The organism is Pseudomonas sp. 3296 (assembly GCF_031456615.1).
Taxonomy (GTDB): Bacteria; Pseudomonadota; Gammaproteobacteria; order Pseudomonadales; family Pseudomonadaceae; genus Aquipseudomonas; species Aquipseudomonas mucoides.
In genome coordinates this window covers 284,785-297,209 of record NZ_JAVDUY010000006.1, presented here as the reverse complement: position 1 = coordinate 297,209, position 12,425 = coordinate 284,785, and the positions used below count along the sequence as shown (strand labels likewise).

Below are 12,425 nucleotides of genomic sequence, written 5' to 3'. Positions count from 1 at the left end.
GGGCACACTGGCGGTCTGATTCCAACATCCCAACCTGACTGAGAGGACTGATCATGGTCTTGCGCTCGGAAATCCTGGTGAACAAAAACGTGCTCCCTACCAAAGAACAAGCTCTACCCGGCCGTGAAACCCCGATGAACCTGCCGGAAAAACACTTCGTCCACGACTCCCCGCTCCTCGGCCCGTTCGTCACCAACGTCGACTTTGCCATCTTCGGCCTGGGTTGCTTCTGGGGCGCAGAACGTCGCTTCTGGCAGCGTGAAGGCGTGGTCAGCACCGTCGTGGGTTACGCCGGCGGTTTCACGCCGAACCCGACCTATGAAGAAGTCTGCTCAGGCCTGACCGGCCACAGCGAAGTGGTGCTCGTGGTCTACGAGCCGGAAAAAGTCAGCTACGACGAACTGCTGAAAATGTTCTGGGAACTGCACAACCCGACTCAGGGCATGCGCCAAGGCAACGACATCGGCACCCAGTACCGCTCGGTGATCTACGCCACCAGCCCGGCTCAATTGGCCGCCGCCGAACACAGCAAAGCAGTGTTCCAGGCCGAACTGACCAAGGCTGGTAAAGGCGAAATCACCACTGAAATCGACCAAGCCCCGACAGTCTACTTCGCCGAGGCGTATCACCAGCAGTACCTGGCCAAGAACCCGGAAGGCTATTGCGGGATTGGCGGCACAGGCGTGACCTGCCCGATCTGATCTGTTGACCTGATCGTTCCCACGCTCTGCGTGGGAATGCCTCAATGGACGCTCCGCGTCCGCTCTTGAAGGGCATGACGCAGAGCGTCCCAGGCTGCATTCCCACGCAGAGCGTGGGAACGATCAATCGGCGATCAACTCTCAGCAATCAACCAATCCATCTGCCATCCACCCTGGGTTTGCCCCAACTTCTTGGACAACCACGGCAGCAACTCACGCAATTCCTCTTCCAGGCCCCACGGCGGATTCGCAATCGCCAACCCGGACCCGTTCAGACTGTTCGGCGTATCCAGCGGATGCACCAACAATTCCACACGCAACAACTTCGGCGCGCCCGAGCCCGCCAGGTCCTGATAAAAGCGGCGCAACAGGCGCTGATCCTTCACCGGGTACCAGATCGCCGCCACGGTCTGGCGCATCCGGCCCACCGCCTCTTTCAGCGACGCCGCACAGCGCTGCATCTCATCGAGCTGTTCAAACGGCGGATCAATCAACATCACCGCCCGCTTCTCCTGCACCGGCAACATCGCGCGCGGCACATGCCAGCCTTCGCCCAGATGCACCTTCACCCGACGATCACCGGCCATGTTGTCCTTGAGCAGCAAACCGTCTTCAGGGTGCTTCTCGTTGAGCATCACCCGATCCTGCGGCCGCGTCAGACGCCGCGCCAGCTCCGGCGACCCCGGGTAATAGCGCAACTGGCCATCCGGGTTCATGTCGTGCAGCACGTTCATGTAATCGGCGGTCAGCGCCGGCAGATCCGGCTGATCCCACAGACGTGCAATACCTTCCAGGTACTCACCGGTACGGCTCGCCTGATCACCCTGCAGGTCATACAGACCAATGCCGGCGTGAGTATCGAGATAGGCAAACGGCTGCTCCTTGCGCGACATCAAGGCGATGAGGCGGGTCAAGGTCAGGTGTTTGAACACATCGGCGTGATTGCCGGCATGGAAGGCGTGACGATAATTCATGATTGCTCCTGCGAAGGCCGGGAAGTTTACCTTGTACGGCGCCGAACGTCAGGGCTTCGCAGCCGAGCGGGCGTTTGGTCCTGCAATCGCAATCATCCCTGCGCGTCGAAGCCCCAAAGGTTGCGATGTTCTGATCTTGCTCATGTGGCGGGCAACATCAAGTCACACTTTGCCAAAGACCTGCCATCGTGGAGCTTACACATGAGTGCGAAGATCGGACCGACCTGACGCCCGTAAAAATGGAGATTTACATGGGACGGAAAATGATTGGTATCGGTGCGCCTACTTCAACAGGCGGCTCCGTACTGGAAGGGAATGTCGGTATTAACATCGATAGCGCTGTAAGTACCTCTTCCATTGGACACTTGGCAAGTTGCCCAGCCTGCAGCAAAGGAAAAGGCCCCATCATCGCGGTCGGGCCCAGAACCATCACGTTACCGGCCGGATTGGTTGCCCTGGAAGGTGACTACGTTGCCTGCGGCTGCCCTCCACAATCCAACAAGGTGATGTCCGCTCAGTCATCTGTATATGGTGGAGCAGAGCACAACAAAGCAGATTTTTCAGGCATCACTGCCGTGCTCAATCGTCCCAAGTCCATCACCGATATTTCTTTGTCCTATGGCGATGAGCAGATTCCTGTTAAGTCAGTTTCCCGGTTTTACACCGACTTGAATATTCATGTGACAACCTCGGGTTATTTGCCCGGCGAGACGGTTACCGTCAACATTAGCGGCCCCACCGAAAAAGCGCTGACAGGGATAGTCGGGGTCAAGGGCGTAGCCATCATCCCAAATGCATTCGCAAGCGAAATCATTGACATGGAAGGGGAAGCATAATGGCTCAAGTGGTTATCAACGCCGGCGGAGTGTCTTCCAGCATCTCAGTTAAAAGGCCTCGTTTCAGCACGCTATGGAACGCATATGCAGAAGTAGGTAATAAAGGCTCAGTCGAGGTTTACGGACTTGTCGGAGGCGGAGTCGAAGCGGCAAGAGCGGAAAAACCTGATGCTTATGCGAATGCCTGCGCACTGAGGATAAGCAGAGCTTTTAATTACGGCGGATATAAAATCCCCAAAGGCACGATCATACAAAACCAGCCCATCTATCGACTGAGTGGAGCGGACCAGCTTCCCTACATAATGAAGGTGGTAGATTTCCTCGCTTTTCTAAGACATAACTGGGGCGAGCCCGACCATACGCTGACGCAAACCAATTCAAATTTTATAAATGGAAAAAAAGGCGTCATCGTCATGGAAATCACCGGATGGAGCGACGCATCTGGCCACGCAACCCTTTGGAACGGGAGCGTGACCGGTGACGACAGTGACTACCACAGGCAAGACAGCCATACCTATGACAATCCGAGGGTAAAGCTGGAAAAAATAAACTTCTGGGAGTTGAAGGGATGACAAACTCGCGGCTAATTGTGCTGTCACTGCTACTCGTTTCAGGGCAAGCCTTATCTACTGAAATCAATATCGATAAGGCGCGAGAAACGCTTAAAGATTATGGACTGGCCAACTGTATTTCCAGCCAGTTCAAGGACGAGTCAGACATTAAATCTGACATTGGACTTGCGATTGGCGCCTACTCGTCGATGGGCAAAGGTCAGCATCTAATCATTCAAAACGAGGACACCCTCGAGGTCACACACGACCCTTACGCAGAAACCGAGAAGTACATGCGTAATGCCTATGCAAAGACCTCGTCCCTAAGCAAGCATTCTGATAAAAAAATGGTTTTTTATGGTTGCCTAGAAGTTTACAACTCTAGGGAGTTCGATGCATTCATTCAGTCTCAGGATCAATACCTGCCAAAGTAGATCATCAAAATGAGTAAGGACGATCCTTCCTGCAATCAAACAGGAAGGATCACTCTTCATTCAGATGCTACGGCAGAGCCCGCAACCGCCGCCCAATCACATCCAGCACATCACACCCATCCCGCAACGGAATGGCGCACAGCAACGCAAAATCACTAAGAATGAACGACTCACACTCAACCGAACCGCGCATCGACATGTTCTCCAGCACCTGCGTGACGGCGCGAATTCGGTAGTTGGCAGCGTCGTATAAAACATCGAGCGGCGCGTGGGTATCGACGAACAGCGTGGGCATGTCAGTGCAGTTGCTGGTGAGGGCCATGAAGCGGCTTTTGGGGTGGGGGATTGGTTTTTCGTAGGGTGGATCTGGCGTTAGCGTTGTCATTTGTAAATTCCATGAGTATGAAAATGAGCTGCCAAACGCACCCTCCTACAGGTTTGGGTGGCAGCCATGCGCGGGAGTAGGAGTACCGAGCACTCATGAACCTCGGTCACGCCGAAGCGTGTCCCGCACACAGCCGCCGCGAAGGATCATATGGACACGAGTTAAGTGCCGCAATCAAACGACAGAGCTGTTGCATCATGAGAGAGGGCTCCTACACCCTGCCACCACTTACGCGGTGACAGCCAAAGACTATCCCTGCAACTCATTGCCCACCAGTTCATGGAAGCCGCCACAACTTGAAGGAAACTTCCGATGAGCCTGCCCGGAAATTTCGTAATAATTACGAGGTCTTTAAACAAGACTTAAACATTCCGTAGTGCTGGCGATCGGTATTGAGAATGCCGACGCGTGGGGAGTCCAGACTGACAGGCACCACCTTATCCATCACCAACTGTCCCGATCTTCAAGACTCGCCAAAAGAAGATCTTCCTTCCATGCCTCCTGAGCCAACGTATAGACATCTTGAAGAAATCCACGGGGATCCTCCAATGCATACCACTCACCACGCGGCCAACTACCCGCATCTTCTTCATCTATATCAAACAAACTCTGAAAATCATAAGACGCATCGCTTAGCTTTTCCGCTAAAAAATCAATCAGCACGAGCTTATGTCTATAGGACAAATAACCTAGATTCAAGCTGTATCTTTTGATCAGCTCCGTTCTGTCAAAGCGGTCATTAGGATTAAATACTTCCAGTTCCGCACCCCGAGTTTCCTCGCGATCATAAACATCAAAAACGCCAATAAACCACATCAAATCTGGTTGAAACTCTTCATTTAAAAATGGATCTCGCAACATCATTTTCTCCCCGAAGGATAAGCAGTAAAAGGCCGCAGCACATTATCCTTATCGAACTTAACTTCAAACCAATTCAGATCTTCATTTAGTCTTGGGTTACTAACGTCTTTCTTGTTTGGCTTATAACCACGCCCGGCCCCAGGTAGTTCCATCCTTACAATCGGATACTGATTGTGGTCCTTCCCAGTATGCGGACTCAAACCTAACGATTCCCTTGTCATAGCTTTATTCAACGCCCCCAAATGCATACGCCAGTTTCTGAATTGAGAGCTCGAGTTCCCTTTAGCGCCTTTCGGAACCTCACCGGTATGAGGATCGGCCCCATTAACTGCTCGTTGTTTGAGCGCTTGGTCAGATATTTCTGAGCTGTGTTTTTTGACTGTGTGCATATCGTATTTTGCTTCCATTTCTTCAACACGGCGCTTCGCATTCGCCTCAGCCAACTCATCAATCCGCGCCCTCCGCTGATCACCCGTCAGCTTCGGTAGCGCCGGCTCACCCTCATCAACCCTAACGCCAGTCGTATCATCCGGCGCCCCACACCCTGGCTTATTCGGCGGCGGGCAGTTCCCACTCAACCCCAACGGATCAACCCACCCCGTCGGATTCGGCGTGTATTGATACGGGTTCAGCCCACCCGCCAACTTGATGGGGTCCGGCGTCAGGTAGCGGCCGATCTCTGGATCATAGTACCGATGCCTGTTGTAGTGCAGGCCGCTCTCGGCGTCGAAGTATTGGCCCTGAAACCGTAACGGTTGTTCAAGTTGCTCGCCGCCGCCGAACGTCTGGTGAGTGACTCTGCCGTAGGCGTTGTACTTCGCTGACCAGACGATATCGCCGCTGTAGTCGGTGAGTTCTTGCGGCGTGCCGAGGTGGTCGAGTTGGTAGTAGAACGGGCAGGCTTTGCGCGGGCCTTTGCCGTCGAGCATGGCCAGTGGGCGGAAGCTGCCGGGTTCGTAGACGTAGCTGCGGTAGTGTTCGTGGCTGCTTTCGGCGACGAGGTTATCGCCTTGCCAGAAAAACTCGGTGGTTTTGCCGTCGACGGTTTTGCTGATGCGGCGGCCGAAGGCGTCGTAGCGGTAACTGGTGGTGCGGCCGTCCGGTGTCGTGACGCCGATGAGCCGGTGCTGGCAGTCGTAGCGGTAGTCGGTGACGAGTTTTTGTCCGGCGCCGCGGCGTTCGCGGATCAGGTTGCCGAAGGCGTCGTAGTCGTAATGGCGGTCGCCTTGCATGAGCAGGTGGTTACCAACAACCTTCGCGATACCGGGGCGGTCCTGCATCAGCAGGTTGCCTGCCGGGTCGTGAGCGAAGCTTTCCGGCGGCTGCTCGCGCAAGTGGCGGACGCGGGTCAGGCGGTTGAGCGGGTCGTATTGGTAGTTGCGTTGGCCGTGACGGGTGTCGGCGATGCTGTCGAGATTGCCGTTGGCGCTGTAGGCATAGTCGCGGCGATACAGCGCCCGGTGTTGCTGACTGACAGCGTGAGCCTTCAGACGACCCTGTTCGTCGTAGGCATAGTCGCTGAGCAGTAGGCCTTGCTGACGTTGCTGTTCGCGGCCGAACACGAACTGGTGGCTGGTGAGCCGCGCGCCATTGAGGTCGATGGCGGTCAGTGCGCCGCCCTTGGCGTGGTGGTAGTCGAGTTTGCTGCCGTCCGGCAGACGCAGATGGTTGAGCTGGCCGCAGGCGTCATAGGCATAACGCAAAGTGCCCCAGCCTTGATGCTCGGTGATCAGGCGATCCTGTTGGTCGTACTCGAATTCCAGCGGGTGGTCGTGGCCGTCGTCGACGCTGACCAATCGGCCGAGGCTGTCATAGCGGTATTGGACCTTGATGCCGTCGGGCAGGGTTTTGACTAATAGCCGCCCTTCCGCATCCCGCTCGTACCCGGTGATCAGCTGCGAGCCGTCATCACCGAATTCGGTTTTCTCCAGCAGATGGCCGTTGAGGTCGTAAACGTATGCCGTGCGCTGCCCATCAAATCCGGTTTCCTGTCGGATCAATCCGCCAGGTGTGTAGTCCAGCCGGTATTTTTCGCCGGATTCGTTTTCGATTTCTGTGAGCAACAACTGCGCATTGTCGTAGCGATACTTCAGCTCGGTGCCGTCGGCATGGATGCGGCGGCTGACCAGGTGCAGGTCGTCGAGGTATTCGTAGCGCGTGATGCGGCCCAGCTCATCACGTTCGGCAGTGATCTTGCCGTAGGCGTTGTAGCTGAAGGCACGACTCGCGCCGGTAGGAAGACTCGTCTGGATCAGTCGGCCAACAGCATCCCATTGCGACTGGGTGACCGCGCCATGTTCGTCCTGACGGGTAAGCTGCCGGCCCAGCGCATCGTAGGAAAAGCGCCGCTGACCGCCGTCCGGCAGCGTTTCCTCCACCAACTGGCCCAAGCCATTCCAGACAAACACATGACGACTGGTATCCGGGTAGCGGATCGACAGCAGCTGACCGTTGTCGTCGTAGTGGTAATGGGTGACCTGCCCGTCAGGATCGGTCGATTCGGTGACATCGCCCTGGGCATTGCGCTGATACTTCCACACCGCTTTACCGCGATAGCGTGCGTGCAGGAAACCGTTGCGGTACTCGTAGGACGTTGGCTCGTCTTCTGGCGGAATAAGCGCCACCAGCCGTCCGACTTCGTCGTAGCGGTACTCGGTCACCGCGCCGAGCGGATCCTGCTCGGCAATCAACCGGCCCTGGTCGTCGTAGGCCTTGAGCTGTTCACCGCCGCCCAGGTCGACCTGGCGCACCAGCCGTGCACGATCATCGTGGACATAAACCTCTTCGCTACCATCGATGTTGTGGACCGTGACGCTGCCGTCGTCATCCCAGACATACCGCGCGTCCATCTGTGAAAACGACGCCCAGTGACGGATACATCGCGCCGCCTTGCCGGACCGTTCCCACTCCCAGAAGAAACTCGCCCCACCGGCCAGTTGCCGCTGCAGAATCACGTGCTGGTCGTCGTAGTCGTAGCGTTCGCTTTCGCCGGCGGCGTTGCTGGCTTCGATGAGTTGATCGCGCTCGTCGTAGCGATAACTGACCAGCGTCTGCTCGGTCTTCCAGGGTTTATCGAGCGTCTGGGCCGGGACAAAAATCTGGTAGTCGACTGCGATCAGATGGCCGCGTTCATAGCGCAACAGCAAGGCGCGGCCGGCGCCGTTGTCGAGGCGTTTGATGCGGTCCTGGCGGTCCTGGCGGTCACGGGTGATGCGTAGACGGTTGTCGTATCCGTCGCTGATCGCTGTCAGAAAACCATTCTGAAAGTGATAGAAACGCGCTTCATCGCCGGCTTGGGCGAGGATCAGTTCTTCAGGCTGATCACCCAGAAAAATCGCGGCGCGCGAGAGGCTGTTGTGTATTTCCGGGCGCACGCTGTTCGGCAGCGGGAAGGTGATGCGACGGTTTTCGTGATCGATCCAGACGACGCTGTCGCCGTCGATTTCCAATCGATGGGACAACGAATGACTCCAGCCGAAACCGAGGCCGCAATCGATGTCGGCGGCGCTGGTGCGGTAGAGCCGGGTGAAGTCGAACGGCAGGAGTCCGTCGAGCGTACCGTCGGTGAGGGTCAGCAGTTCTTCGCCGGTGACCATCGACACCGGGCATTTGTTGGTGGCGGTTTTGTCGGCGGAATCGGCGGGGTCGCCGTTGGGGTTTTTCGCTTGATCCGGGGCGTTGTCGTGGTGTTCGGTTTGCTTGAGGGTGGTGTTGCGCTTGGCATCCCAACGCAGTTGCATGCGACCCTTTTTGAGACCCGCAGCCACACCGCGCGCGGCGACCGATTTGTATTGGTCGACGTACTTCATGAAGGTGTTGAGGATATTGAAAGTGGCCTCGACGAAACGTATCGCGAGATTGGCCAACACCATCCCGTACTTGATTCCACGAAGCTTCAAATAGGCCACGGCTACGGGCATGCCGACACCCGTAAAAACCAGCGCCGAAGCAATCAAAACATCGATCAGCACCGAGACAATGGCATTGCTGACCGCCCCTGCTGTGGTACCCACAACTTCACTTGGCGGTAACGCCGAAAACCAAAGACTCGCGGCACGAAACAGCAGGCAAAGCGCCGCCTCATCACTAGCAAGCAACAAGGCTTTTTCCATCGCGGCGGGGGATTTCTTCGCTAGCTCGATAAGTTGCTGCGCACTGCTGCCTAGTCGTTCAAGGTGAGCGCCAGGATTTTGAAGGATGTCAAAGACGAGATTTAGACCGTCCCAAACTCCCATGACCGCCGCCCAACTTCCCGCCAGCAGTCCGTTACCTGCGGCGGCAAAAGTCGAATGCGACCATTGTGGTTTGAAGCCTTCCCACTCTTTGCGCAGCCAACTTTCCAGTTCTTTGGTCAGGCCATCGTAAGAGGAGAACAGATCCTCAATTTGAGCTGGCGTAACTTCACTCTGAACATGAACCCGGTAGAACTTGCCCGGTATCCCTACGAACTGCCCTTTACCGTACTCATCGAGCTTGACCGACTTGCTCTCTCCGCCATCGCTCGCAATCACATCAACCGAAATATTCCCCAACGGAATGTCATAAACCGATTCAAACTTGCTCTCGATCTCCAGAATTCCGCTCGCAGGACACCGCGCCAAACCCGAGAAAAAATCATCGTCGCGACTACTCACTGCTGTAGTCGTATCGCCAAGTTTTATCTGCCGCTCCATGTCCAACAGCGAAGGCATGTCCATCGCCCGGCTGACCTTGTCCGCATTCCAGCTCAAGAATTCGCCAAGTTGCTGGCGATACAAAACCAGCGTGTCTTTAAACCCGTCGAACTCCTGCTCGATCCGTACGATCTGATCCATCAGTCCAGCTCCGTTATCAGGTAATCCACCAAGGCTGATTTCGGTGCCTGAGGCAGGTCCGGCGTCTGCAAGAAGAGCGCGACTTTGTGTCGCAATACGCTCGGCGAAAATGCCTCAAAAAGATCAGGTCGGTCCTCGCTCAACCACATCAACAAGTTGTTGATGCGGGTCGTCGAGGACTCGTTGGCGAGGTGTTTGAGCAGCGATGCAGAAACTTCCCACCACGGAAAAATCCTGGAAGTTTTAAGCGCACTACCGCCGATATCGAGCGACTGCCCATTGATCAAACAACGGTCGATCACAGGCATTAACTGCGCGGCCTCAACCTCGGCAGACTGAAGAATCGGCAGCAAATAGCGCCCATCCCAGAACCGAAAAAACACCGCGTTTCCATTAGGAAAAAGAACTTGAGTGAGGCTGCGCAGGTGCTCAACCAGCACGTCTTGAGAGGCAGAAGAAACCGCCAGCCAACCCCAATCCCGAGACTCGGTGCTGGCAACCCACTCCAGAAACTCACCGCCCGCAGCGACGATTCCGACATAGGGCATGACGGGTTCCCACTCGGCATAAGCGGTGTCAGCCCAGACCGGGCTCGGTGCCTGAGCGGAAATCGAGCGTTGCCACGCTTTGAACGGCTCAGCTGCGCTGGCATTACTGAAAATCGCGAATACTTGTTCCGACGGTTTCAGCGGATGCTGTTCCAGCCATTCATAAGGCGACAGGCAATCAGGCTGCACAGACACCGTCCTTGCAGCGCTCGCATTCCTCACAGAACGGCGCATCGCTTTTCAGGCTGAGGATCTGCGCGGCACTCAGCAATGCGGCCGGGGCGGCGGCGAGTTTCAATGGTGTGTCTGGCGAGGCAGGTGTCGCCGCCATGGCCGGCATCAATGCGCCGCCCACCTGAATCGGCACACTGCTGAAAATCCCGCCGGGGCCGATGTTGATCCACTGCCCGCCGGCCTGAATCGTCGCGCTGGCGCCACCATCGATGACCACTTGCTGGCCGGCGCTGACATGGAATTGCTGACTGGCATTCAGCGCCTGACTGGTCACACGAATGTGCCGGTCGCCGTCCACCACCAAGTGATCATCGAGCTTCACTTCGGTCTGGCGTTGGCCATGAGTAATGCGCCGCTCGTCAGCCTTCAACTCATGACGAGCCATGCCGGTGACGACAATGCTGCGGGCGTTATCGACCTGCACCTGCTGATCGTTCAACACGTGCTGAGTCCAGTTTCGCTGGGCGCGCAAGTAGATTTCCTCGGCGCCCTTGCGATCCTCGATGCGCAATTCGTTGTAACCGCCGCCACCGGGACTGCTCTGGCTGCGAAAAATGCTGCGGGTCTTGTCGGCGGGCAGATCAAGCGGCACCGGTGTTGCCGCATTCGGCAGGCAACCCATCACCAGCGGTTTGTCGGCATCGGCGTCGATGAATCCGACCAGCACTTCCATGCCGACTCGTGGAATCAGCACACTGCCGTAACGGTCGTGGGCCCAGCCAGTGGCCACCCGCAGCCAGCAACTGGAATGCTCATTGAGTTGTCCGTCGCGGTCCCAGGCGAGTTGAACCTTGACCCGGCCGAACTCGTCGCAATGGATTTCGCTGTCGACCGGACCGGTGACCACGGCAGGTTGATAGCCGAGCATGCGCGGTTTGTCCGGCCCCAGTGGCGGACGAAAGGAAACGTCCCACGGCGTTGCCAGAAACGTATTGCGATAGCCCTGGAAATCATCCGAGTCGTCGCTGGTGGCTGACTCTTCCAGCACCTGCGGCTGTCGGCCACGGTGTTCGATTGCGGTGATCAGCCACAAGTCATTCCATGCCTGGTGCGGATGCTCGGCGAGGCGCAGGAAATGTCCGCACACCAGCGCCGAATCGTCGCCTTTACCTTCAGCCTGACGGAAGTCTGCGTTGTGGCGCTCGAGTGTGCGTTGGGTCAGTTGCTTGCCATGTTCGCGATCAATGAATTGACCCGGGAAGTGGTAATCCTCCAGCACCGGACGCTGTTCGCTGTCGAGACGGGTTTCGAGTTGCAGGCGTGGTTTTTGAAAGTCGTAATCGCGACGGGCGACTGCGGTGGTGCGGGTTTCCAAACGTACGTTGAAGCGCTTAATGGCCGGTGCCTGCGCCGCCATGCCGCTGCCCGGCAAGTACAGCGTCGGCTCGGGCAGACGAGGGAACACCGTCTGGTCATCGCCGAACACCAGCAGATGACCGTCGGGACCGTGCTGGAAGTGGTAGTGAATGCCGATCTCGGCACACAGGCGCTGAATGAACGCGAGATCGCTTTCGGCGTATTGCACACAGTATTCGCGAGGCGAGTAGTCGCTGCCGAGACGAAACTCGAACGCATCGCGCTGGATACCGTGGTCCTTGAAAACCTGCGCGATGATCGTTGGCACACTTTTGTGCTGGAAGATTCGCTGGTTGATGCGCTGACCCAGGTAGGCCAGTTGTGGTACGAGGCTGACCTGATAGCCCGTCAGACGCTTCCCGGAATCGCTTTGCCCGACCCGAAAAATCTGACCGTGAATGCCGGAACCTTGTGCATCAAAACTTAGAAACGCCTGACGATGCAGCAGGCTTTCAAGCTCGATGTCCGGTCGTTCGCTGACCAGCTCGAGGTCAAAACGGTAGGGTTGGCTAATGGCTTCCGTGCCCGTGAACTCAAGTACCTTGAGCTCATTCTGGACGCCGTCGATGGTCAACGTAAAACGCGGTTGATTGGCAGGAGCGAACATCCGATGTGTCTCTGCAGAATGAAGGCGGGCGATTCTGCATGAGCAACAAGGGCCGTTGAGGGAGGGACAGAAAAATCAGATTCGTCCTACTTTTTTAGAGATTTTTCCCTCAGAAATGAGTGTG

The 12,425-nt window shown here is 56.5% G+C and carries 10 protein-coding genes; 4 read left to right on the top strand and 6 right to left on the bottom strand.

Going from position 1 to position 12,425, the window contains the following annotated elements; genetic code table 11:
• Positions 1-53 precede the first annotated feature (53 nt).
• Positions 54-701 (top strand): peptide-methionine (S)-S-oxide reductase MsrA, encoded by a 648-nt coding sequence (gene msrA, locus J2X66_RS18100; protein WP_310266734.1) that lies wholly within the window; start codon positions 54-56, stop codon positions 699-701.
• A gap of 134 nt (positions 702-835) precedes the next feature.
• On the opposite strand, the gene J2X66_RS18095 is transcribed toward msrA, so the two are convergent.
• Complete coding sequence (locus tag J2X66_RS18095) at positions 836-1,675, bottom strand: 23S rRNA (adenine(2030)-N(6))-methyltransferase RlmJ (RefSeq protein WP_027922048.1); 840 nt, start codon at positions 1,673-1,675, stop codon at positions 836-838.
• Between the two features lie 251 nt (positions 1,676-1,926).
• Here J2X66_RS18095 and J2X66_RS18090 point away from each other — a divergent pair, with 251 nt between their 5' ends.
• The 3 genes from J2X66_RS18090 to J2X66_RS18080 are packed head-to-tail and all read left to right on the top strand — an operon-like array spanning position 1,927 to position 3,496.
• Positions 1,927-2,511: a PAAR domain-containing protein gene (locus J2X66_RS18090; protein WP_010464316.1), complete on the top strand. Its 585-nt coding sequence runs from the start codon at positions 1,927-1,929 to the stop codon at positions 2,509-2,511.
• Positions 2,511-3,083: a type VI secretion system amidase effector protein Tae4 gene (locus J2X66_RS18085; RefSeq protein ID WP_310266730.1), complete on the top strand. Its 573-nt coding sequence runs from the start codon at positions 2,511-2,513 to the stop codon at positions 3,081-3,083. Before J2X66_RS18090 ends, J2X66_RS18085 begins: the two co-directional genes overlap by 1 nt.
• Complete coding sequence (locus J2X66_RS18080; RefSeq protein ID WP_310266728.1) at positions 3,080-3,496, top strand: T6SS amidase immunity protein Tai4 family protein; 417 nt, start codon at positions 3,080-3,082, stop codon at positions 3,494-3,496. Before J2X66_RS18085 ends, J2X66_RS18080 begins: the two co-directional genes overlap by 4 nt.
• A gap of 67 nt (positions 3,497-3,563) precedes the next feature.
• On the opposite strand, the gene J2X66_RS18075 is transcribed toward J2X66_RS18080, so the two are convergent.
• The 5 genes from J2X66_RS18075 to J2X66_RS18055 form a co-directional block, all read right to left on the bottom strand.
• Positions 3,564-3,881, bottom strand: a complete 318-nt coding sequence (locus J2X66_RS18075) for a hypothetical protein (RefSeq protein ID WP_310266726.1) — start codon at positions 3,879-3,881, stop codon at positions 3,564-3,566.
• 444 nt (positions 3,882-4,325) lie between these two features.
• Positions 4,326-4,742, bottom strand: a complete 417-nt coding sequence (locus J2X66_RS18070; protein ID WP_310266724.1) for a hypothetical protein — start codon at positions 4,740-4,742, stop codon at positions 4,326-4,328.
• The gene (locus tag J2X66_RS18065) at positions 4,742-9,556 is read right to left on the bottom strand and encodes an RHS repeat-associated core domain-containing protein (protein WP_310266722.1); all 4,815 of its coding nucleotides are present in this window, start codon (positions 9,554-9,556) and stop codon (positions 4,742-4,744) included. Before J2X66_RS18065 ends, J2X66_RS18070 begins: the two co-directional genes overlap by 1 nt.
• Positions 9,556-10,293, bottom strand: coding sequence for a DUF4123 domain-containing protein (locus J2X66_RS18060; RefSeq protein WP_310267179.1), 738 nt, complete (start codon positions 10,291-10,293; stop codon positions 9,556-9,558). The genes J2X66_RS18065 and J2X66_RS18060 overlap by 1 nt, the downstream gene beginning before the upstream one ends.
• Positions 10,283-12,301 carry a type VI secretion system tip protein VgrG gene (locus J2X66_RS18055; protein ID WP_310266720.1) on the bottom strand — a complete coding sequence of 673 codons (2,019 nt, stop codon included), beginning with the start codon at positions 12,299-12,301 and terminating at the stop codon, positions 10,283-10,285. The genes J2X66_RS18060 and J2X66_RS18055 overlap by 11 nt, the downstream gene beginning before the upstream one ends.
• Positions 12,302-12,425 lie beyond the last annotated feature (124 nt).

Bases quoted from the DNA above. Each gene is read 5' to 3' on its own strand.
- J2X66_RS18075 (WP_310266726.1), bottom strand. From the start codon at position 3,881: ATGACAACGCTAACGCCAGATCCACCCTACGAAAAACCAATCCCCCAC.
- msrA (WP_310266734.1), top strand. From the start codon at position 54: ATGGTCTTGCGCTCGGAAATCCTGGTGAACAAAAACGTGCTCCCTACC.
- J2X66_RS18095 (WP_027922048.1), bottom strand. From the start codon at position 1,675: ATGAATTATCGTCACGCCTTCCATGCCGGCAATCACGCCGATGTGTTC.
- J2X66_RS18090 (WP_010464316.1), top strand. From the start codon at position 1,927: ATGGGACGGAAAATGATTGGTATCGGTGCGCCTACTTCAACAGGCGGC.
- J2X66_RS18065 (WP_310266722.1), bottom strand. From the start codon at position 9,556: ATGGATCAGATCGTACGGATCGAGCAGGAGTTCGACGGGTTTAAAGAC.
- J2X66_RS18070 (WP_310266724.1), bottom strand. From the start codon at position 4,742: ATGTTGCGAGATCCATTTTTAAATGAAGAGTTTCAACCAGATTTGATG.
- J2X66_RS18080 (WP_310266728.1), top strand. From the start codon at position 3,080: ATGACAAACTCGCGGCTAATTGTGCTGTCACTGCTACTCGTTTCAGGG.
- J2X66_RS18055 (WP_310266720.1), bottom strand. From the start codon at position 12,301: ATGTTCGCTCCTGCCAATCAACCGCGTTTTACGTTGACCATCGACGGC.
- J2X66_RS18085 (WP_310266730.1), top strand. From the start codon at position 2,511: ATGGCTCAAGTGGTTATCAACGCCGGCGGAGTGTCTTCCAGCATCTCA.